The 22,039-nt window shown below is 43.1% G+C and carries 21 protein-coding genes; 6 read left to right on the top strand and 15 right to left on the bottom strand.

Annotated elements, in window-relative coordinates; all coding sequences use genetic code 11:
• Positions 1–5: 5 nt before the first annotated feature.
• The 7 genes from atpA to ACLWOR_RS07020 all read right to left on the bottom strand — a co-directional run bounded on the left by atpA (position 6) and on the right by ACLWOR_RS07020 (position 5,399).
• Positions 6–1,529 carry a F0F1 ATP synthase subunit alpha gene (atpA, locus tag ACLWOR_RS06990; RefSeq protein WP_413939979.1) on the bottom strand — a complete coding sequence of 508 codons (1,524 nt, stop codon included), beginning with the start codon at positions 1,527–1,529 and terminating at the stop codon, positions 6–8.
• Between the two features lie 2 nt (positions 1,530–1,531).
• Complete coding sequence (atpH, locus tag ACLWOR_RS06995; protein ID WP_413939981.1) at positions 1,532–2,080, bottom strand: ATP synthase F1 subunit delta; 549 nt, start codon at positions 2,078–2,080, stop codon at positions 1,532–1,534.
• Positions 2,080–2,646, bottom strand: a complete 567-nt coding sequence (locus tag ACLWOR_RS07000) for an ATP synthase F0 subunit B (protein ID WP_413939982.1) — start codon at positions 2,644–2,646, stop codon at positions 2,080–2,082. The genes atpH and ACLWOR_RS07000 overlap by 1 nt, the downstream gene beginning before the upstream one ends.
• 18 nt (positions 2,647–2,664) lie before the next feature.
• Positions 2,665–3,099, bottom strand: coding sequence for an ATP synthase F0 subunit B (locus ACLWOR_RS07005; RefSeq protein ID WP_413939983.1), 435 nt, complete (start codon positions 3,097–3,099; stop codon positions 2,665–2,667).
• 92 nt (positions 3,100–3,191) lie between these two features.
• A complete protein-coding gene (locus ACLWOR_RS07010; RefSeq protein WP_413939985.1) occupies positions 3,192–3,533 on the bottom strand; it encodes a bactofilin family protein in 342 nt (113 codons plus the stop codon).
• A gap of 14 nt (positions 3,534–3,547) precedes the next feature.
• The gene (locus ACLWOR_RS07015) at positions 3,548–4,576 is read right to left on the bottom strand and encodes a ParB/RepB/Spo0J family partition protein (RefSeq protein WP_413939986.1); all 1,029 of its coding nucleotides are present in this window, start codon (positions 4,574–4,576) and stop codon (positions 3,548–3,550) included.
• Positions 4,569–5,399: a ParA family protein gene (locus ACLWOR_RS07020; protein WP_413939988.1), complete on the bottom strand. Its 831-nt coding sequence runs from the start codon at positions 5,397–5,399 to the stop codon at positions 4,569–4,571. The genes ACLWOR_RS07015 and ACLWOR_RS07020 overlap by 8 nt, the downstream gene beginning before the upstream one ends.
• Before the next feature lie 125 nt (positions 5,400–5,524).
• On the opposite strand from ACLWOR_RS07020, the gene ACLWOR_RS07025 reads away from it, so the two are divergent.
• Positions 5,525–6,049 carry a hypothetical protein gene (locus tag ACLWOR_RS07025; RefSeq protein WP_413939989.1) on the top strand — a complete coding sequence of 175 codons (525 nt, stop codon included), beginning with the start codon at positions 5,525–5,527 and terminating at the stop codon, positions 6,047–6,049.
• A gap of 38 nt (positions 6,050–6,087) precedes the next feature.
• On the opposite strand, the gene ACLWOR_RS07030 is transcribed toward ACLWOR_RS07025, so the two are convergent.
• Genes ACLWOR_RS07030 through rpmH form a run of 8 tightly spaced genes read right to left on the bottom strand, consistent with a single transcriptional unit; the run spans position 6,088 to position 13,005 of the window.
• On the bottom strand, positions 6,088–6,759 hold the full coding sequence (locus ACLWOR_RS07030) for a 16S rRNA (guanine(527)-N(7))-methyltransferase RsmG (RefSeq protein ID WP_413939990.1): 672 nt from the start codon (positions 6,757–6,759) through the stop codon (positions 6,088–6,090).
• The gene (gene mnmG, locus ACLWOR_RS07035) at positions 6,740–8,638 is read right to left on the bottom strand and encodes a tRNA uridine-5-carboxymethylaminomethyl(34) synthesis enzyme MnmG (RefSeq protein ID WP_413939991.1); all 1,899 of its coding nucleotides are present in this window, start codon (positions 8,636–8,638) and stop codon (positions 6,740–6,742) included. The genes ACLWOR_RS07030 and mnmG overlap by 20 nt, the downstream gene beginning before the upstream one ends.
• Before the next feature lie 3 nt (positions 8,639–8,641).
• On the bottom strand, positions 8,642–10,072 hold the full coding sequence (gene mnmE / locus ACLWOR_RS07040) for a tRNA uridine-5-carboxymethylaminomethyl(34) synthesis GTPase MnmE (protein WP_413939992.1): 1,431 nt from the start codon (positions 10,070–10,072) through the stop codon (positions 8,642–8,644).
• Positions 10,073–10,089: 17 nt separating this feature from the next.
• Positions 10,090–10,647 carry a protein jag gene (locus ACLWOR_RS07045; protein ID WP_413939993.1) on the bottom strand — a complete coding sequence of 186 codons (558 nt, stop codon included), beginning with the start codon at positions 10,645–10,647 and terminating at the stop codon, positions 10,090–10,092.
• Positions 10,648–10,683: 36 nt separating this feature from the next.
• A complete protein-coding gene (yidC, locus tag ACLWOR_RS07050) occupies positions 10,684–12,285 on the bottom strand; it encodes a membrane protein insertase YidC (protein WP_413939994.1) in 1,602 nt (533 codons plus the stop codon).
• On the bottom strand, positions 12,272–12,565 hold the full coding sequence (gene yidD, locus ACLWOR_RS07055) for a membrane protein insertion efficiency factor YidD (protein ID WP_413939995.1): 294 nt from the start codon (positions 12,563–12,565) through the stop codon (positions 12,272–12,274). The genes yidC and yidD overlap by 14 nt, the downstream gene beginning before the upstream one ends.
• Entirely contained in the window at positions 12,507–12,866 is a 360-nt protein-coding gene (gene rnpA / locus ACLWOR_RS07060; RefSeq protein WP_413939996.1) for a ribonuclease P protein component, read from the bottom strand. The genes yidD and rnpA overlap by 59 nt, the downstream gene beginning before the upstream one ends.
• Positions 12,856–13,005: a 50S ribosomal protein L34 gene (gene rpmH / locus ACLWOR_RS07065; RefSeq protein WP_413939997.1), complete on the bottom strand. Its 150-nt coding sequence runs from the start codon at positions 13,003–13,005 to the stop codon at positions 12,856–12,858. Before rpmH ends, rnpA begins: the two co-directional genes overlap by 11 nt.
• Before the next feature lie 183 nt (positions 13,006–13,188).
• On the opposite strand from rpmH, the gene dnaA reads away from it, so the two are divergent.
• From dnaA to gyrA, 5 genes are all read left to right on the top strand, one after another.
• Complete coding sequence (gene dnaA, locus ACLWOR_RS07070; protein ID WP_413939998.1) at positions 13,189–14,601, top strand: chromosomal replication initiator protein DnaA; 1,413 nt, start codon at positions 13,189–13,191, stop codon at positions 14,599–14,601.
• Positions 14,602–14,832: 231 nt separating this feature from the next.
• Positions 14,833–15,939: a DNA polymerase III subunit beta gene (gene dnaN / locus ACLWOR_RS07075; RefSeq protein WP_413939999.1), complete on the top strand. Its 1,107-nt coding sequence runs from the start codon at positions 14,833–14,835 to the stop codon at positions 15,937–15,939.
• Positions 15,939–17,063: a DNA replication/repair protein RecF gene (gene recF, locus ACLWOR_RS07080; protein ID WP_413940000.1), complete on the top strand. Its 1,125-nt coding sequence runs from the start codon at positions 15,939–15,941 to the stop codon at positions 17,061–17,063. The genes dnaN and recF overlap by 1 nt, the downstream gene beginning before the upstream one ends.
• 22 nt (positions 17,064–17,085) lie before the next feature.
• Positions 17,086–19,503, top strand: a complete 2,418-nt coding sequence (gyrB, locus tag ACLWOR_RS07085; protein WP_413940001.1) for a DNA topoisomerase (ATP-hydrolyzing) subunit B — start codon at positions 17,086–17,088, stop codon at positions 19,501–19,503.
• A 24-nt stretch (positions 19,504–19,527) separates the two neighbouring features.
• Positions 19,528–22,020 (top strand): DNA gyrase subunit A, encoded by a 2,493-nt coding sequence (gyrA, locus tag ACLWOR_RS07090; protein WP_413940002.1) that lies wholly within the window; start codon positions 19,528–19,530, stop codon positions 22,018–22,020.
• The last annotated feature ends 19 nt before the right edge of the window (positions 22,021–22,039 follow it).

Raw genomic sequence — 22,039 nt, forward strand, 5'->3', positions numbered from 1 at the left:
CCAAATTACTTGTTAGAAGGTTGGAAGATCGCTTTGAATTCATTAAGAGCGTTCAACAACGCTTTCTTAGTGTCATCGCCGATAGCTTTCTTCTCAGAAATAGTTTTCAAGATATCAGAGTGCTTGTTTTTCAAGAACTCGATCATTTCTTTTTCGTATTTCTTAACATCTGTCTCTGGATATTCGTCTACGAATGCATTTGAAGCCGCGAAGATCATAACGATTTGCTCTTCAACTTTTACCGGTTGGTATTGAGCTTGTTTCAATACTTCAACAAGACGACGACCACGAGCCAACTGTTGTTGAGTTGCTTTATCTAGGTCAGAAGCGAACGCCGCGAATGCTTCCATCGCACGGAACTGAGCAAGTTCAAGTTTCATAGAACCCGCAACTTGTTTCATCGCTTTAATCTGAGCCGCACCACCTACGCGTGATACAGATTTACCTACAGAGATAGCCGGACGGATACCTTTATAGAACAAGTCTGATTCAAGGAAGATCTGACCGTCAGTGATAGAGATAACGTTTGTTGGGATGTATGCAGAGATATCACCCGCTTGTGTTTCGATGATTGGCAATGCAGTCAAAGAACCAGAGCCTTTATCTGCAGACAATTTAGAAGCACGCTCAAGCAAACGGCTGTGTAGATAGAATACGTCGCCTGGGTACGCTTCACGTCCTGGAGGACGGCGAAGAAGTAGAGACAATTGACGGTAAGCTTGTGCTTGTTTCGTCAAGTCATCGTATACGATCAAAGCGTGACGGCCAGTATCACGGAAGTATTCCGCCATAGCTGTACCAGTGTACGCAGCAAGATATTGCAATGGAGCTGGGTCAGATGCATTGGCTGCGATGATAGTCGTGTACTCAAGAGCACCCGCTGCACGCAATTTTTCTACAACAAGAGCAACAGTCGATTGTTTTTGACCGATAGCTACGTAGAAGCACTGAACGTTTTGACCTTTTTGGTTGATGATAGTGTCAACCGCGATAGTCGTTTTACCAGTTTGACGGTCACCGATGATCAACTCACGTTGACCACGACCGATTGGTACAAGAGCGTCGATAGCTTTGATACCTGTTTGAAGTGGTTCTTCAACTGGGTGACGGTAAACGATACCAGGAGCTTTTGTTTCAACTACGCGGCTGTGAGGAGTTGTAATAGCACCGCGGCCGTCGATTGGGTTTCCTAGAGCGTCAACTACGCGACCAAGAAGAGCTTCACCAACTGGAACAGAAACGATTTTTTTAGTACGTTTAACTACGTCGCCTTCTTTGATATCACGGTCTTCACCGAATAGAACGGCACCAACGTGACCTTCTTCAAGGTTCAGAGCCATACCATAAACTTCACCTGGGAACTCTACAAGTTCACCAGACATTACGTTCTCAAGTCCGTAGATACGAGCAACCCCGTCACCTACTGAAAGAACGCTTCCAGTTTCACTAACTTCAACCTTTTTGTTGTATTGATTGATTTGTTCTTTGAGAACACGACTGATTTCATCAGCACGAATTTGTGTTTCCATTTTTAGTTGGCTCTCCTGTTTAATTCTTCATTTAATTTATTTAAGTGAGTGTCGATGCTGTCATCAAATGTCCAGCCACCAACGTGAGCAACCACTCCGCCCAAAAGCTTAGGATCTTGCTCGAACGTCAAAACGATTTTCTTTTTAAGAACACCGCTGATTTTTGTTTCTAGTGTTTTTTGAGCGTCTGCAGACAATGGTTGTGCAGAACGAACAACGCCACGAGTGACACCTTCTTCAACATCCAAAAGACCTTGGAATGCCAAAGCAACTTGGTCGACGATCTCAGAGCGGTTTTTTTCAGCCAAAAGAACAAGCGTGTTCAAAACTTCGTCTGAAACACCTTTACCAGCAAAAGCTGATTTCAAAGCCTGAGCTTTTTGTTCTGATGAAATAGTTGGATTTCCAAAGAAAGCTTTAACAGCTGCATCGCTATTCAAAGCAGTCGCCACAGCAGAAAGTTCTGTAAGAGCTTTCGCGTGAGTACCCTTTTGCTTAGTTACAGCCAAAAGAGCTTTTGCATATCTTCTTGCAACTTCAGTTACTCTCATTAGCGTGCGCCCTCAATGTTATTGATAAATTCTGTTTGAAGCTTTTGTTGATCATTAGCACCGATGTCTTTAGTCAAAACCATGCGGGCCGCCGACAAAGAGTCTTGCAACAATTGCTCGCGCAATTCTTTTTGTGCTCTTTGAACTTCAAGCTTAGCAGTCAATTCAGCTTCTTCGCGGATACGTTTAGAAACGTCATTTGCTTCAGCTAGGATTTGTTTGCGAACTTCTTCTGCATGCTCTTGCGCTTTTTTTAAAGACTCAGCACGAGTTGCATCGATGTTTGCAATTTTGTTTTTCAAATCAACGAATTCTTTTTCTGCTTGTTCACGTGCAAATGCAGATTTTTGAGCAGCTTCAAGGTAAGCTGTTTTTCTACCCGCGAAGAAAGAGATGATGCCGTCTTTAGTGAAGTAAATGATACCACCGAAGAGGATCACAACGTTGATCAATTGATAGATAGTAACAGTCGGAATACCTTCGTGGTGTCCGCCGCCGTGCTCACCACCAGCAGCCATTACAACCGCAGGTGCCAACATAATGATAAGGTTTAAAAGTGCTTTCATTGTCATCTCTTTCGAATCTTATTTGCCAAGCAATTTAGTAGTGATGGCCATTGCCACTGCATTTGTTTGCGACTTGAGTTCAGCCGCAGCTTGAGAGACAGCAGAAGAAATTTTTGTTCTGTTTGATTGAACAAGAGTTTCTGCTTCGTTGCGCGCTTTTGAAACAGCAGTTTCGTATTCTTTATTTGCTGCTGCTTTTGAAGTGTCGAAAATGTTTTTGATTTCCGCATTCACTTCACGTGCTTTTGCTTCGTAAGTTGATTGCAACTCAACGGACTTAGATTGGAATTCGTGCGCGAGTTCTTCTCCACCTTTTGTTCTTCTTTCTCTTTCTTCAAGAGCGTGGGCGTACGGCCCAAAAACAAACTTAGTCAAGAAGACCAAAGCAATTGCGAAGAGTACGAACTGAATAGCGGCTGTGGTATTGATACCTAGTTGTCCGAAAATGTCCATTTGCTTGAAATCCCTACTGATTTTTTGAGCTTCGGAATTAACAAGGGCTTAGGAATAGGTCAAGGTCAAAATATGCGTTGAATTACGACTGCTTAAGACTTGGGCATATAGGACGCACCCTCAAAAACGACCCCTTCATCAATACGAAGACTTGGAGACGTCACTGTGCCTTTAAAGACAGCTGGCGGGTGCATGATAACTCTGCGTCGGGCAAAGAGATTTCCCTCCACCCGGCCACTTATAATAATAGTATCGGCTTCAATTTGGGCGTTCACCTGAGCGCCCTCATTGATAACAATAGTATCCTTAGTAAAGATTTCCCCCTTAAAGTCCCCACCAATTTGAACGGTTCCCTCGAAACTGAGGCGCCCTTCAAAGTGGGTCCCTTGATCAAGAATAGCCGTCACGTTGCCGGCTAATAAGTCATCTTGCATTGGGGGAAGTGAAGCTATTGCCATCCTTCTTTCAGCCTATCTACCAAATTGGTCAATTCATCATCAGAATAGAAATGAATACTGATTTTACCTTTTGAACCAGAATAATCAATGGCCACTTTAGTGCCCATGATTTTTTGAAGCTCTTCGCTTAAACCATTAATCAAACGTTGCGTCACATTTGAATCAAATGATTTCGCTGTCACTTCTTCTTCTGCCTCTTCGTTTCCTTTAACAATGGCCTGAACCATTTTCTCAAGCTTACGAACAGCCAATTTTTCGTTGATTACTTTTTTCGCCATTTCGATCTGCTTCTTTGCATCTGGCAAAGCAAGCAAGACTTTGGCGTGACCAACTGAAAGCGTATTCTCTGAAATCATCTCTTTGATTTCGTTTGGCAATGAAAGCAAACGAACTGCATTGGCAACTGTCGCGCGATCCTTACCGACCTTCTCGGCAACTTGTTGTTGAGAAAGTTTAAAGTCTTGGATCAAGCGTGAATAGCCTTCTGCTTCCTCAATTGGATTCAGATCTTCACGTTGAATATTCTCAACAATGGCTAATTCAAGCGCCTGTTTGTCATCGTAATTCTTAAGGATTACTGGAACTTCGTGCTGACCAGCCAACTGCGCAGCTCTCCAGCGACGTTCACCCGCTACGATTTCAAGTTTTCCACTTGAAGTACGACGTGCCACGATCGGTTGCAAAATTCCATTCTCACGAATGGATTGAGCAAGCTCTTGAAGCGGTTCTTTTTCGAACACACGACGAGGCTGATATTGGCCCGGGGAAAGTTTATCGATCGCAACCTTCCAAATCTTACTCTCAGGATCTACGGGAGGGGCGACGGGTGTCGCTACAGGAGAGGTCGGATTAGAAGGCGCGACCGCCTTAGGTGTTGCTGCAATATTTTGTGCCGTACTAGGTGCTGCTGCAGGAGTCGGTTTGTTCATTTCCGCAGGAGCAGGTCCACCTAATAGAGAACCCAGGCCGCGGCCCAAACCTTTTTTCTTGTTTGATGAATCAGTAACAACTTCAGACATTTAATTCACCTTCGTATTGGTTTTGTTCTGCTACCGCAGGCGCCTCAGCTTGTTTGCTGTCGGTGCGCTGGATAACTTCTTTAGCTAAATCAAGATAGCGAAGAGCTCCGATGGATTTTGCATCGTATTCAAAGATGCTTTGACCATGGCTTGGAGCCTCACTCAAACGAACGTTACGCGGAATAATCGCGCTGAAAACTTTTTCGCCGAAGTGATTTTTAATTTCAGTCACAACTTGGTGACTTAGATTATTCCGGATATCAAACATCGTGAGAACGATGCCTTCGATATGCAATTGGGGATTCAAATTCTTTTTGATTAATCCAGCTGTGTTGAGTAGCTGACTAAGTCCCTCAAGCGCATAGTATTCACATTGAAGAGGAACCAAGAAACTGTCAGCCGCATTCAACGCATTCAACGTCAAAAGACCAAGAGATGGAGGACAGTCAATGATCACGAAATCAAAGTCTTCAGCAACTGTGGCAATTGCTTGTTTAAGACGGTATTCACGCTGCGGCATGTCTACAAGCTCAATTTCAGCACCAACTAAATCAGGATTAGCCGTGGATACTTTCAATTTTCCATTTGAAGTATTCTGAATAGTCTCACTGAGAGTTTTTTCACCGATGAGTACGTGATAAGTATTACTCTCTTGGCTTTCATAGCGCTTGATGCCTAGTCCGCTCGATGCATTTCCTTGCGGATCCATATCGATCAGAAGAACGCGCTTGCCTAGAGTAGCCAACGCAGAAGAAAGATTCACTGATGTCGTTGTTTTACCTACTCCGCCCTTTTGATTGGCTATGCAGATCGTTTTTGCCATATTTCCTCCCTGAATTTAAAAAATCGTGCATTTTTTTCTAACAAGCAAGTAGTAAGACCAGTTTTTCGCACCCCACCTTATGTTTTTTCTTCTTTTTGCCGATGTTCCACGTGGAACACGTGTATATGCGCATAATTTATTTTGTTTTCCTCTTAATTCCGCTGCTCGCGGCTTGTAATAAGCCCGATCCAAACCCTGAATTGAAAGATCCAGTGTATTCTGATCTTATTGCGCTCCAAGGAGCTACAAATCAGGCACTTGATGCTGAAATCAAGAAGCTCGAGGGGTTCAAGCAAGAATTAAAAGACGTTGTTCCTCAATCTGGTCAGATTAAGTTCGCACAAAAGCGCGTGTATGAATCTCAGCAAAAGATCACAAAGCTTGAGCAAGAAAAGGTCTATTACGAGCTAAAAATCAAAGAACGACTCACGCAAGCCCGCAAATCTTATGCAAAAGCATTCGAAAAGAAAGAGGCATGGCCCGACCCGAAGGAATGGGAAGAATATCTCACTGCTAAAAAGCTTCGAAACGCTAAAAGAGAGTGGGATGTAAAACAACGATTATCTGAGGCTGGAATTGGGTCAGATGGAGCTGCGACGGCTCCGGCAGGTGGAGAGCATGGGGCTGCACCACCGAAATCCGGGCACTAACCCCTAAAAACCAGATGTTCCACGTGGAACATCCCCTATTATGCGATTTTTTCCGTTCTAACGACTGCGAATTTCACTGGGCCCACCGGGAGTTTGTATTCTCCCACTAAAGAAGGCGACCAGATCGAGCAAAGTTGGCTTGGAATCTCGGAAACTTCCATTCCCCACTCTTCACTCTTTAAATGATAGAAACTCCCGCCCTTTGCCATAGTCTTGCGGGCGATCAACAGGATCTTTGAAATATTCGAAAAGCCACGAGCCATTCCGAACTGAATTGATCCTTCCGGGAATGCTTCAACAGATTTATTTTCTACAGTTGCATTCTTAAGGGCCAGAGTCGAAATCATGTGACCCAAGAACTCACACTTCTTCTGATCTGTTTCAACCAGTACAACTTGAGTCTTAGGATTTAAGATCGCGTAGATCAGGCCCGGGAATCCGTTGCCACTGCCAAAGTCATAGATCTTCCCGATGGCTGGGTTTGCTTGGGCGATAATCTTTGAGGCAAGAATAGAATCTGCAAAATGAAGAGCATCTGCCACAAAAACTGATTTGGGAGAAATCAGACTCAGGGTCCGATTAAATTTTATGAGTTCTTCATGATAGGTCTTAAGCACGACCTTAGTCTCAGGACTTAAATCCGGGAACCAATCGTTGATTCTCCAGAATACCGTGGGAGCTTCCTGCTCATCAATTTTGTTGTCCTTCAAGATTCAACTCCTTGATCTTTTTATGACCTTTGAGATGAATCATTATAGCCTGAATTGCAGATGGGTTTACACCACTAATTCTTTGCGCCTGACCCAAGGTACGTGGCTTGACACGTTGCAGCTTATCCTTTTCCTCATTTGAGAGGCCACGTATCTCAGAATAGATCAGTGTCTCAGGAAGAAGCATTTCTTCCAGGCGTTTTGACTGATTAATGAGTTCGAGTTGTCTTTTCACGTAACCCGAGTACTTCACTTCAATTTCGACCGGTTCATGCACATTTGGATCGCTATCAACGCTAAATCCAAGGCGCTCAAGGTGTGAACTCACTACCTCGGGACGGCGCAGCAACTCTTCGAAGCTTAAGGACTTTGTCATTTCTGGAGTCGGAATGCTCGCCAAAATTTCTTGTGTTTCTTTGGTCGGATAAACCTTTGTTTCACGCAATTTTGCATGCAAATCCGACCGGCGTTGGCGAAGGTCAGATAAAATATCTAATGATTGAGCTTTTACAATACCGATACCGGCAGCGATATCAGCTAAACGGTCGATAGTATTATCTTCTCTAAGAACAAGTCGGTGTTCAGCGCGAGAAGTGAACATGCGATATGGTTCGCGCGTTCCCTTTGTCACCAGATCATCGATTAAAACGCCAATGTAAGCTTGGTCGCGTCCCAAAATAAATTCTGGTCGCTCCAAAATAGAGTGAGCCGCATTCACGCCGGCAACAAAACCTTGCACAGCTGCTTCCTCGTAACCAGAAGTTCCGTTGATTTGTCCTGCCAGGAATAATTTTCGGATCGTGCGCGTTTCAAGGCGATGCCAGATTTGAGTTGGTTCAATATAGTCATACTCAACCGCATAACCCGGGCGAACCACTTTGACGTTTTCGAGTCCTGGAATCGTTCTTAAGAATTCATACTGCACATCTTCCGGCAAACTTGTTGAGATGCCTTGAAGATAAATCAAATCCGTATCCAAACCTTCTGGTTCAAGAAATGTTTGATGAGAAGTTCGATCGGCAAAACGCGTGATTTTGTCTTCGATAGATGGGCAGTAACGTGGGCCCGTACCTTCAATAATCCCACAAAACATAGGGGATTTATCCAGATTACGACGAATAATATCGTGGGTTTCTTCAGTTGTACGAGTGAGATAGCAAAGAATTTGCGGGAGTTTTAATTGAGTCGAAGAGCGATAAGAGAAAGGATAAACCTTTTCATCCCCGCCTTGAGGAATAGTTTTTGACCAATCAATACTTGAATTGAGTAAGCGCGCAGGAGTTCCCGTTTTCAAACGTTTTACTTCAAAACCAAATTGCGCCAACTGATCTGATAAACCAATTGAAGCGGCATCACCCACACGGCCGCCCGCCTCTTGGCGAAGACCAATATGCATCACACCGTTCATGAAAGTACCTGTTGTGATGATCGTTGCATCCGCACGAATCTCAGATCCGTCTTGCAAAACCACACCAACACACAAATCATTCTCTAAAATTAAACGTTTTACTTCGCCCTGAAGAAGATCCAAGTTCTCTTGCGTCTTCAAAACATTTGTCATGTAGGCTGAGTATTTATGCTTATCAGATTGCACGCGAGTTCCACGAACTGCGGGACCTTTCGAGGAGTTAAGACGCTTGTATTGAATGCAAGTTTCATCAGCCGCGATACCCATTTCGCCACCAAGAACGTCCAACTCACGAACCATGTGACCTTTTGCAAGTCCGCCGATGGAAGGATTGCAGCTCATGTAAGCGATGCGATCAAGATTCGTTGTGACCATCAAAGTTTTGAGTCCCAAGCGAGATGTCGCAAGACATGCTTCAACACCTGCGTGACCGGCACCCACAACGATAACTTGATAATGTTTTGAACTCATAAATTACTTCCCGATGCAAAACTCTTTAAACACACGATCCATAATCTGATCGTCAAACCGCTTACCCAGTGTTTCGTGGATCGCGATCAAGGATTCTTTTAGCTCCAAAGAAAGGAACTCAGATCCCATTCCGTTATCCACGATCATCTGTGATCGCTGCGTGTTCTCAAGAGCCCGGGAGAGATTCTCAAAATGGCGGGCGTTGGAAATCAAAACTGTGTTTTCTACCTGAAGATCCGCAAATTCCTTCACCAGGCTCTGAAGCACGCTTGTACGGGCCTTTTTATCAAGAGCGCTGACAAAGAACATCCTTCTTGTGCTGAAGTCAGTTTTATCTGCGATTTTTTGGAAAAATTTACTGTTTTTAAGGGTTTCCAAGACATCTAAAGCCTTCGGAGGAACCCCTAAACGGTCCACTTTATTCCCGATAATATAAGTACGGCTTGGTTCTAAGCTTTCCAAAATCTGAAGTTCTGCTGCCGACAATCCCTTATCGAGGTCGTAGATAAAGAAAACCACATCGGATTCATTCTGAGCTTCGTAGCTTTTTTGAATACCAATGCGCTCAACTAAATCCGTCGTTTGATCACGCAAACCAGCGGTATCGACAAAAGTAAATTTCACGCCACCAAAAGTCGTATCCCCGTGAATCACGTCACGAGTTGTACCTGGAATATCTGTGACGATCGCACGTTCATCTTCTAAGAAAAGATTAAGAAGGCTTGATTTACCCACATTCGGAAGACCTGTCAGAACCACCCGGAAGCCGTCTTTCAAAAGACGACCGACTTTAAATGTTCCAACAAGTTCCTTTAAAGTCTCTTCGACCTTCTTAAGACGTTGTTTCACCACTGAATAATCAACAACGTCGATACCTTCAGTAGAGAAATCAATTTGAGCTTCAGCGTGAGCCAAAATCCACGTCATATCGTCTTCGATTTGCTCTAATTTCTTAGAAACATCACCTTTTAGTTGGCGAAGTGCTAACTTAGAAGCCTGTGAACTTTGTGATTCAATCAACGAAAGGACACTTTCCGCCTGAACAAGATCCAATTTTCCATTCATAAAAGCACGATATGTAAACTCACCGCGATCTGCGGGACGTGCACCTAACGAAATCAATTGTTGCAGAATGGATTGGCAAATATGCGGACTGCCGTGGCAGGAAATTTCGATCACTTCTTCACCGGTAAATGATTTTCCGGTTTTAAAGTACGTCACCAAAACCTCGTCAATTTCCTCGCCTGTTTGTGGATTTTTTAAATATCCAAAGTACACACGGTGAGATTCAGGATGTTCAGGTAAAAAGGCACAGACACGTTTAACGACGGAAAGAGTTTGAGGGCCACTGATTCTGATAACAGAAATCCCACCCACTCCGTGAGGAGTGGAGACCGCGCAGATAGTATCCTTATCACGATCTCCTTGGTGCATGTGGCCCCTTCTCTTAACTACTCTTGAACAGAGTCTTGTGCATTGGCGTTTTGATTTCCGCCTTTTGCAGGATAAATTTTGATCTTTTTGTAAAGTCCATCACCTAGTGAACGGCTTTTTACACGTGCGTCTTTCGCAAGATATTGGTGAACAACTTTGCGATCTTTTGGTGGTAATGCACGATAGTACACTGATTTACCTTGTTCGATGCAGATTTGTTTCAAGTTCTCAGCGCGCTCAATCAACGCATTCTCTGATTCATCACGGTAGCCACCGCAATCAACAGTTACGCTTGTTTTATCTTCTGGAAAATTGTGCTGGATCACGCGTTTCAAAAGGAGTTGGAAAGCATCCAACATTTGACCTTTTTTATCTTTCAAAATTTCTTCGTCGCCACCACTTAACTCAACAGACAAAACAGCAGAACCGTCGTCTTCTTTTTCTGTTCTCACTTTGAAGTCTAGATCGAACTGAGCCTTTTCGATAATACCTTCTAGTGTTTTCTCTACAAGGGCTTCTACTTCACTGTTCCCGCTCTTGCCTTTTCCCCCGAAAAGCTTACTCAAAAAACCCATGATTCCTCCTTAATAAATAAAAAATAAATCTAAAAACTACGCCTTCTTTTCGCGCATGATCAGGTACTGCTGAATGATGCCGAAAAGAGTACTCACAACCATGTAGAGGCAAAGACCGCTAGGTAATTGCAACATGAAAAGTGAGAAGACAACTGGCATGAAAGCCATGATTTTTGCTTGTGTAGGATCCATCGTTGAAGGTGTGATCTTTTGTTGGATGTACATGAAGATCGCAACTAGAACTGGCAATACATAGAACTTATCGTGAGCCGATAAATCTGTGATCCAGAACATAAACGGTGAATTATAAAGTTCAATGCTCGAACCGATAACACGGTAAAGAGCAAAGAAAACCGGAATTTGCAAAAGCATCGGTAAGCAGCCACCCAGAGGATTCGCGCCGTTTTGTTTCATCACAGCCATCATCTCTTGATTCAAGCGCATTGGATCATCTTTATACTTCTCACGAAGATTTTGGATAAGCGGCTGAACCTTTTGCATAGCCTTCATTGATTTGAAAGACATGATGTTGAAAGGCAAAACGCAAAGACGCACAAGAAGAGTTAATAGAATGATCGCAAAACCCCAGTTGCCTACCCATGAATGGAACGCCTTCATCACGTACAACAATGGTTTGGCGATGAACGTGAAGAAGCCAAGATCAATCAAACTTGCCATTTCTGGATCAACAGCTTTTAAGATATCGATTGATTTAGGACCCGCATACATAACAGACGTAAAAGTCATTTCTGGTTTTACTTGAACTGGTTTGTAAGTCATTTCTGCCATCGCAGATTTATTTGCAACATCAGCAGTGAGTTTTACATCCGGAATGATTTCAGATTTATCCAAGATTGCGGCCGCAAAATATTGAGAAGACGCAGAAACCAAAGACGCTTGCGTAAGGTCTTTTGCTACGTTTTCTTTAGCGCCACTGAAATTCACAGTTTCATGTTTTCCACCGCTATGCCCAACAAAGAAATCTTGATGTTCATAAGAAGGGAATAACCACGAAGAAGAACCTTTCACGTGGATACTCTCAGGGATAAGCAATGAGAAACCTTTTTTAAGTTCTTCGTTGTTACCAGAGAAAGTCACAGTATTTGTAAATGAAGAATTCTCAGCGTTGAATTTAAGCTCACGCTTAATCGTCATTTCGCCTGCTTGTGCAGTTCCAACAAAGTGACCCGGAGCTTGTTCAACAACGTTGAAATCCACAGCTTTTGTGTCGCCAGGAAAACGCATTTCAAACAATGAATTCTTATCAGAAGCACCCAACTTAATATTGTTCTTCTCTTTATCTTGATAGTTATTCACTGTGAAATTACGTAGTCCCATTCCATGACTAGTCAGTGCGAAAGAAACTTTGTCATTTGAAAATTGGAAGGTTTTTTCTTCGGCAGTAGGAGCAGCAACAACTTCGGATTTTCTTTCAGCGACAGCTTCGCCGGTTGTTGTAGTAGCAGGAGTGGTAGCAGTTGTTTCGGCAGTTTGAACTTGTTCTGTTTTTGCTTTGCCGTAACCAGGATATTTCTTTTGAAGGTAGGTATTCCATCCGTAGTATGCGATCGCGACAGCGGCGACGGCGATAATTGTTTTTGGATCAAAGAATGAAGGACCGTCTTTACGTTCTTGCATGTTGTTCTCCGTTCACTGGTGGGACTGGATTATATCCGTAAGGTCCACCGGGACGACATTTACAAACTCTTTTCGTGGTTAACCAAAGAGCTCTATGTGTTGGATGTTTATGAAAGGCCTCTAATGCGTAGGCTGAACAGCTAGGTTCGAAGCGACAAGAACCACCTAAATGAGTGGTACCGATAGATCGATATACACCAATTAAAGTCATGAAAAAGAATCTAGAGATTCTTCCGAATGCTTTGTACACCTCGGTCCATAGCTTGTACGAAGTCTTCATGACGAAGGCCTTTGTAGAAGTTTGGATCCATGGGTTTAAAAATGATATTGATGTCGGCTTCAAGAAAAAGACCCGCCTTCAGCAGAGCCCTAAAATACTCTCTCACCCAGCGTTTGAGTTTGTTTCGAACCACAGCAGGGCCTACTTTTCGGCTTGCCGTGACTCCAAAACACAATTGGCCTTCGGTGTTTTTCTTATAATTCATAAGAAGCCACTTCGTCGGCCAATGTCTTTTACCAGATTGTTTTATCGAGAGAAATTCAGAGCTTCGCTTTATAGTTAAAGGCGAATTATTTTCCACCAGTAGAAACCGTCAAACGCTTTCTACCTTTAGCGCGACGACGAGAAAGAACTTCTTGGCCAGCTTTAGTAGCCATGCGAGCGCGGAAACCGTGAGTTGTTTTACGACGTTTGTTTGATGGTTGGTAAGTACGTTTCATGATATCTCCTGACTTTTACGACGCTAATAGACGTCAATTACACCTGTATATATGTGCCACAAAGTTGTTTTCAACTAGATACGTGGGGCACTAATAAAGCACGTTGCGGCAATAAGGTCAACTGTTGAAAACTTCAGCTCCGCTTGTTAAGAGGGTTTCCGGGTTACTTGAGGGGATGGGATCGTGGAGCTTAATTCGACCTTTTGGTCATTTATCAAAACAAAAATGAAAAGCAGGAACGACAATAATAAGTTGTTGGATACCTGGCTTGATCCTATTGAATACGTGAATACCCTTGGTACTCTTGACCGTCCCAAATTGGTACTTGGTGTCCCTAATGCCCTCCACCAATACTTTGTAATCGAGAACTTGCAAGATAAGATTTATTCAGAGATTTCAGATAGTTATGGCAAGCCTTTTGAGGTCGAGTTCAGTGTTACGGGGGCCAAAGTAAATACTCACATTGAGACCTCCACTCAGGTTGAAGAGCCGCAAAGTAACGAAGTTCTTCAAGCTCAGCTATCTCGTACTCAGGGTAGCCAGACTACTCAACCAAGGTCGAGTTCGGATACTCTTAATTTCGATCTGACGTTTTCTACCTTCGTTGTTGGGAAAAATTCCGAATTTGCTCACGCAGCTTGCTATAACGTAGCTCGCAATCCAGGAGCTGACGACTACAACCCTCTCTATATATATGGACCGGTTGGGATGGGTAAAACCCATCTTTTACATGCTGCTGGAAATAATATTCGTGAACAATTTCCACACCTTAAGATTACTTATATCTCGGCAGAACGCTTTTTAAATGAATGTGTTTCGGCGATTCGTCGTCATGAAATGGATAAGTTCCGCCAGAAATATCGCGAAAATTCAGATATTCTTTTAGTCGATGACGTGCAGTTCATTGCACGCGGTGAAGCGGTTCAAGAAGAGTTTTTCCACACTGTGAACAGCTTTATCGACAGTCGCAAGCAAGTTATTTTGGCTTCCGATCGTATGCCGAAGGATATCCACGGACTTGAAGATCGCAGTCGCACCCGTCTTGAACGCGGATTGATTGCTGATATCACGATGCCGGATTTGGAAACGCGTATTGCGATCTTAAGGTATAAAGCAGAGCGCTATAACATTCGTCTTCCTGAAGAAGTTGTGAATTATATCGCACGTATTTCAAAACGTTCGATTCGTGAATTGGAAGGCAACTTAAAGAAGATCAAGATGTTCTCTGAACTTCAAGGTCTTCCAATTGACTATGAACTCGTTAAAAAGATTCTTTCGCATCATGAAACTCAATCAACAATCTCTGTTGAAGAGATCATGAAGCTGGTGGCGGACCATTATAAAGTGCGCGTTTTGGATCTAAAATCCTCTACCCGCGCCAAACCAATTGTCGTTCCACGTCAAATCGCGATGTATTTAATTAAGAAGTTTCTCGATAAATCTTTGGTGGATATCGGCAAAGCTTTCGGCGGCAAAGATCACACAACTGTGATGAATGCACTTGAGCGAGTCAAAAATCTACAAGCGACTGACCAGGATTTGGCGAAAGATATCGAAGACTTAGAACAACGAATCCACAATATCACAGGGGTGTGAATGTGGACTGTGGAAGGCCCTGTGGAAAGTTGTGGGGCTCTCCTTGTGGATATTAGTTACCCCCATTTTTGAGGTCGAAACTGCAAACTTGGGCACAACCGAAATCCACAACTGTTTTTTAGTGTTTACAGCAACTTAGAAGATAAGTTAGGTTTTCCACGCTCCTACTACTACTACTAGTATTTATATTAATAGTAATAGGTATTATATAGAACGCTTTAAGAGGCTCTTATGAAACTTGAAATAGATAAACGAGATCTTTTAAGTCTAATCGGCAAAACTCAGAACATCGTTGAGAAACGAAATACAATGCCGATCTTGATCAATGTTCTTTTAGAGGCTGATCAAAATACTTTGAAAGTTTTTGCAACAGATCTTGAAGTCAGTCTGACAGATCAAATCAAAGCCCAAGTTCATCAACCTGGTAAAGTAGCTGTCAGTGCAAAAAGTCTTTTTGAAATTGCAAAAGAACTTTCTGAGGGTCCAATCACTCTTATCAAAAAAGAAAATAACTGGTTGGAGATTAAACAAGGGAAATACACTTCGAAAATTGTTGGTATCTCTGCTGACGAGTATCCGATCTTCCCTACATACAACTCTCAAGCATTTATTAAAATTGATGCACAAGTCTTGAAAGAGATGATTGATAAAACAATCTTCTCAGTATCGAACGATGAAACACGTTACCACCTGAATGGCGTTTTCTTTGAATTGAATCCAGCGACAGGATTTAAAATGGTGGCGACAGATGGTCATCGTATGAGTCTTGTTACTAAGGGTTCTGAGGAAATGAAAGTAGCAGCCACTCAAGGTGTTATCATTCCTCGTAAAGGCCTTCATGAAATTAAAAAACTTCTTGAGGGTATGGAAAACTCTGTGGAAATCACGATAGAGGGATCTCAATTCGTATTGAAGAATGCATCAACGATTTTGATGATTCGTTTGATCGAAGGAAAGTACCCGAATTATCAACAGTTTATTCCACAGAAGTTGAATCAAAAAGCTCTCGTAAATCGCGATGCTTTCTTGATGTCTTTGAAACGTGTTTCACTTCTTGCGAATCAGAAATCCAAAGCTGTTCTTTTAAACCTTTCAAAAGGTAAAATGGAAATTTCTTCGAACAATCCAGAGTTGGGTGATGCGAAAGAAGAAATCGAAGTGGATTACTCAGGCGCTGATATCAAAATTGGTTTCAACGCTCGTTACATCACGGACATTTTAACTTCTATCGATCAAGACAAAGTGGATTTCGAATTGAATGATCATTTGTCTCCAAGTTTGATGAGACCTCATAATGACGCTTCTTACACTTGCGTTGTTATGCCTATGAGAATCTAATGATTTTTGAAAGACTCCGTCTCGTTAATTTTCGTAACTACCGAGACGTAGTCGTTTCTTTCTCTCCGCGAGTAAATGTTTTCGTCGGAGAAAATGGCCAAGGGAAAACAAATCTTCTTGAAGCTCTTTTTCTCCTCTCGCAAGGAGATTCCTTTCGTTACTCTGACAACTCCACGCTGATTAAGTCCGATTGTTCGGAAGCCATCATCCAAGCCAAAGTTGTACAAAATGATCTCCACTACAAATTGCAATTAGGTTTATCAAAAAGTCGTAAAGTTTTAACGATGAACGACAAGCGCATTAATTCGACGGATATTCGAAAAATTTTTGCTAGTGTCGTGTTCAGTCCGGAAAGTCTTTCTTCGATCAAAGAAGGTGCTGACCATCGTCGGGAACTTTTGGACGAATTACTTGTGACTTTTGATCGGAAGAACGCGGATTTGATCTCCGATTACCGAAAGGCCCTTAAAACGCGCAATAAGATACTTAAAAACCACTTAGAGGGTCTTCAAGACCGTCAAGTCACCCTTTCACTTTTGGAAAGCTTGAATCCTAGTTTCCTGCGTTTAGCGACAGATTTAACTTTTGCTCGCATCACGGCATTGAACGGACTTTCGAAAGAGTTCAACAATGCCATGCAATACATTTCTGGGAAATCCGATGTGGAAATCTCGGTGGAATACGTGATTTCGAGTGAAAACGGCATCACATTTGACCGAGATTCAGTACTTAACGCACTTCAAAATCGCATGCGCGAACTGCAAGACGCAGAGCTCTCGAGTGGGACTAGTCTGGTCGGTCCTCACAAGCACGATATTGTGTTCCTATATGGGCAAAAAGATTCAAGATTTTACTGTAGCCAGGGGCAGCAAAGAGCCATCATATTGTCTTTCAAAATAGCCCAAATAGTGTACCATAGAAAGGCTCACGGCACGTATCCTGTGCTGATGTTGGATGATGTTTTATCCGAACTCGATAAAGCAAAAAGAGATGCCTTGATTACGTTCTTACACGAGATCAACACGCAAATTTTTGTAACGACAACGGACTTCACTTTACCCGACTCATTCAGACTCGATTCTTTGTCCGTGATCACGATTAAGGATGGTCACATCCTTAACTGAATTTTTCGCAGTGAGGGAAATAGTGGAAGAACAAAAATCATATTCCGCAGATTCGATTCAAGTCCTTGAAGGTCTTGAAGCCGTTCGAAAACGTCCGGGGATGTATATCGGTGATACAGGTTTCAAAGGTTATCACCATCTTGTGTATGAAATCGTGGATAACTCCGTAGACGAACACCTTGCTGGATACTGCAAACACATCTATGTAACAATCAACGCTGACGAATCCATCACTGTGCAAGATGATGGCCGTGGTATTCCAGTTGCTACACAAAAACAAACAGGTAAATCTGCTCTTGAACTTGTTATGACCGTGCTTCATGCCGGTGGTAAGTTCGATGGTGGTGGTTACAAAGTTTCCGGCGGTCTTCATGGTGTCGGTGCTTCTGTCGTGAATGCACTTTCAACTCGCGTGAACGTTGAAGTTCAACGTGAAGGTAATTTCTGGAGACAAAGCTACGAGCGTGGAAAAATCATGGCTCCAGTTGAAAAAGGCGAAGAGTCTACAAAAACTGGAACGAAAGTAACGTTCAAACCAGATCGTGATATTTTCAAAGACGAAACAATCATCTACGACTTCAACACTTTGGCGAATCGTTTCCGTGAGTTGGCTTTCTTGAATGCAGGCCTTCATATTTCGTTGACGGACGAACGCTCAGGTAAAAAACAAGATTTCCAATACGCTGAAGGTGTTGCGGAATTTGTGAAGTACATGAACCAATCTAAAAAATCTCTTCACAACGAAGTAGTTTACTTCCGCGGTGAGAAAGACAACGTCGATGTTGAAATTGCAATGCAGTGGAACGACTCTTATTCAGAGTCCATCTTCACGTACTGTAACAACATCAACACGCACGAAGGTGGTACTCACCTTGTCGGTTTCCGTGCGGCTTTGACTCGTACAACAAATGCATACGCCACTGAAAAAAATCTTTTGAAAGATTTAAAAACAAATCTTGAGGGTGAAGACATCCGTGAAGGTTTGGCTGCTGTTATCTCCGTCAAAGTTCGTGAGCCGCAATTTGAGGGACAAACGAAAACAAAACTCGGTAACGCCGAAGTTAAAGGTATCGTTGAGTCTATGGTGAACGAAAAGCTTGCGGACTGGATGGATCGCAATCCTTCGGTTTCAAAAAATATTATTTCAAAGTGTGTGGAATCTGCGCGCGCACGTGAGGCGGCTCGTAAGGCCCGTGATCTCACTCGTCGTAAGACAGCTTTGGATGGTGGATCTTTGCCTGGTAAAATGGCGGACTGCCAAGAACGTGACCCTGCACTTTGTGAATTGTACCTGGTGGAGGGAGACTCTGCCGGTGGATCTGCGAAACAAGGACGTGATCGTCGTACACAAGCGATTTTACCTTTGAAAGGTAAAATCCTAAACGTCGAAAAAGCCCGTTTCGATAAAATTATTTCTTCTGAAGAGATCAAAGTTATCATCTCGGCACTTGGTACAGGTATCGGTAAAGACAATGTGAATGTGGATAAAATCCGTTATCACAAAATCATTATCATGACCGACGCCGACGTCGACGGATCTCACATCATGACTCTTCTTTTGACGTTCTTCTATCGTCAAATGCCTGAAGTTCTTGAGCGTGGTTATGTTTACATTGCGCAACCACCACTCTACCGCGCGAAAAAAGGTAAAGAAGAAAATTACTTGAAAGACGAAGCTGCGTTGACCGAGTTCTTGTTGAGCTCTGGATTGAACAACTTCAAAATCAAAGGCAAAGAAAACTTGAAAGAGTCAGACCTTCGCCAATTGATCTTGAATATTCAAAAATTCAACAGCCTTCTGCACGTCTCTTCGAAAAAATACGACAAAGACGTTTTATACTTCTTGCTCAGCAAAGTGGGCGACTTCGAAAAGCTTGTAGCTGACGATGCGAAAATGACTCAAGCGTTGAAAGACCTTGGTGCATGGATCAATGCAGATCCAAAACTTGGCATCACAGAGTACAAGGGCGAAGTGAAGAAAGACGAAGCTGGAAAATCTTACGCTGAAATCTACACTGTTCGTTATGCAGATCGCTTAACAACAAAATTCAATGCTGACAGCTTGCGCTCGTCAGAAATTATTGAACTTCGTCGTATCTGGTCTGAAATCCAAGCGGTGACAACTCTTCCAATTACGATCCTTGAAGGTGACGCAAAAGTGGAAGTTCCTTTTGAAAACTACAACGATTTCTACGCACACGTGATGGAATCGACGAAAAAAGGAATGTACATCCAACGTTACAAAGGATTGGGAGAGATGAATCCTGAGCAGTTGTGGGAAACAACACTCAATAAAGAAAACAGAACTCTTCTTCAGGTGACAATCGACGATGCGGTTGCGGCTGACGAAACATTCTCGATCTTGATGGGTGAAATGGTTGAGCCTCGTCGTCAGTTTATTCACGACAATGCTCTTCTTGCTCGAAGCTTGGATGTTTAATTTTAGTTTTTAAGTTGGTGAATTATGGAAAATAATAATAACGAAGAAAAAGGCGTAACCCGCGTTGATGTCAGTAAGGAAATGCGTGATGCATATCTTCAGTACTCAATGTCAGTTATCGTCGGTCGTGCCCTACCCGATGTTCGTGACGGTCTAAAACCCGTTCATCGTCGCGTGCTTTTCGCACAACACGAAATGAACAACCGCCCGGGACGTCCGTACTTGAAGTCTGCCCGTGTAGTCGGCGACGTAATCGGTAAATACCATCCGCATGGTGACTCGGCTGTTTACGAAACAATGGTTCGTATGGCCCAAGATTTCTCTCTGAGATATCCGCTTGAGGATGGACAAGGAAACTTCGGTTCTATCGACGGTGATAGCGCGGCAGCTATGCGTTACACTGAGATCCGTATGACTCATCTTGCAGAAGAAATTCTGCAAGACATCGACAAAGAAACTATTCCGTTTGGACCGAACTACGACGACTCTTTGCAGATTCCGTTGGTTCTTCCTGCGAAAATTCCAAATCTTTTAGTGAATGGTTCGACTGGTATTGCGGTTGGTATGGCGACAAATATTCCGCCACACAACTTAGGTGAAGTGATCGACGGCTGCGTGCACTTGATCAACAATCCACAGTGCTCAATTGACGACTTAATGGTTCACATCAAAGGACCTGACTTCCCTTCTGCTGGTGTGATTGCCGGACGTGAAGGTATCTTGCAAGCCTATAAAAAAGGTCGTGGCATCATCACTTTGAAAGGTGTTGCTGAGATTGTTCCTGCGAAGGACCGTGAAGAAATCATCATCACGGAAATTCCCTACCAAGTGAATAAAGCGAAGCTCATTGAAAGCATGGCTGACCTTGTTCGTGACAAACAAATCGAAGGTATCTCTGATATCCGCGATGAGTCTTCACGTGAAGGTATGCGTATCGTTGTTCAATTGAAACGTGGTGAAAACGCCAGCGTGATCTTGAACCGCTTGTACAAATACACTCAATTGCAAACTAGCTTCGGTATCATCATGCTTGCGCTTGATGCGAAAAACCAACCGATCACTTTCGATTTGAAAGGGATGTTGGAAGCATTCGTTGATCACCGTCGCGACGTAGTGACGAAACGCTGTATCTTCGAACTTAAGAAAGCTCAAGAACGCGCACATATCTTGGAAGGTTTGAAAAAAGCTCTCGATCATATCGAAGAGGTTATTAAAACCATCCGTGCTTCTAAAGAGGCGAATGCTGCTCGCGAAGCCTTGATGTCGAAGTTTGAATTCTCTGAGAAACAAGCTGTCGCGATTCTTGAAATGCGCTTGCAACGTTTGACAGGTTTAGAACGTGATAAAATCATCGCTGAACTTGAAGAGCTGATGAAACAAATCGACTGGTTGAAATTCGTTTTGGCCGACGTTCGTGAAATCTACAAAATTATCGTAGGCGAACTTGAAGACGTTAAAAAACGTTACGCTGATGCTCGTCGCACTCAGCTTCAAGGTTCTGGCGATGATATCGAAGACGAAGATTTGATTGCTGACGAAGACATGGTTGTCACTGTGACAAACACAGGTCTTATTAAACGTATGCCAACAGCTGAATACCGCGTGCAAAAACGTGGTGGTAAAGGTCTGAAAGGCATGGAGACAAAAGAAGAAGATTACGTAACGGATCTTTTCTCTGCGAGCACAAAAACAATGCTTCTTGTGTTCACAGACAAAGGAAAAGTTTACTGGTGTAAAGTTCATAAACTTCCACTCGGAAGCAGAACTTCAAAAGGAAAATCTCTTGCTAACGTTGTTCAACTTGCAAGTGGTGAAAGCGTTCGCGCGATCCTTCCGGTGGACGAGTTCAGCGAAAACAGATACGTCGTTATGCTCACTGAAAAAGGTATCATTAAGAAAACCGCTCTTAATGCATTCGCCAACCCAAGAACTGCGGGTATCATTGCCCTTACGACAGATCTTGAAGACGGCGTGATCGACGTGAAAATCTCTGACGGTCAAAGCGATATCTTCATTGCGACTAAAGAAGGTATGTCGATTCGTTTCAACGAGGCAGACGTCCGTGAAATGGGTCGTACAGCTCGCGGTGTGAAAGCAATCACTCTTGCCAAAGACGATATCGTTGTGGCGATGGAAGTCCTTGAGAAGAACACAACAGATACAATCTTGATGGTGACTTCAAAAGGTTATGGTAAACGTTCTGAAACGGGCGAATACCGCATCCAATCTCGCGGTGGTGTGGGTATCATCACACAAAAGACGACAGATAAAGTCGGTCTTGTGATCGGAACGAAGAAAGTCTCTGATAAGATGGAATTGATCTTGTCGACAGATAAAGGACAAGTCATCCGTATGAAAATCACAGACATCTCAGTTCTAGGACGTAACACCCAAGGTGTGCGTTTGATCAACATCGATGAAAAAGAAGAGACTGTAACAGGCGTTGCAGTTGTTGAAGATGAGGGTGGCGATGAAACTGCACCAGCTCCAGCGACTCCTCCTGCTAACGTTCACTAGTTCTATAATTTTGACGGCG

The organism is Bdellovibrio sp. HCB2-146, from assembly GCF_047345725.1.
Taxonomy (GTDB): Bacteria; Bdellovibrionota; Bdellovibrionia; order Bdellovibrionales; family Bdellovibrionaceae; genus Bdellovibrio.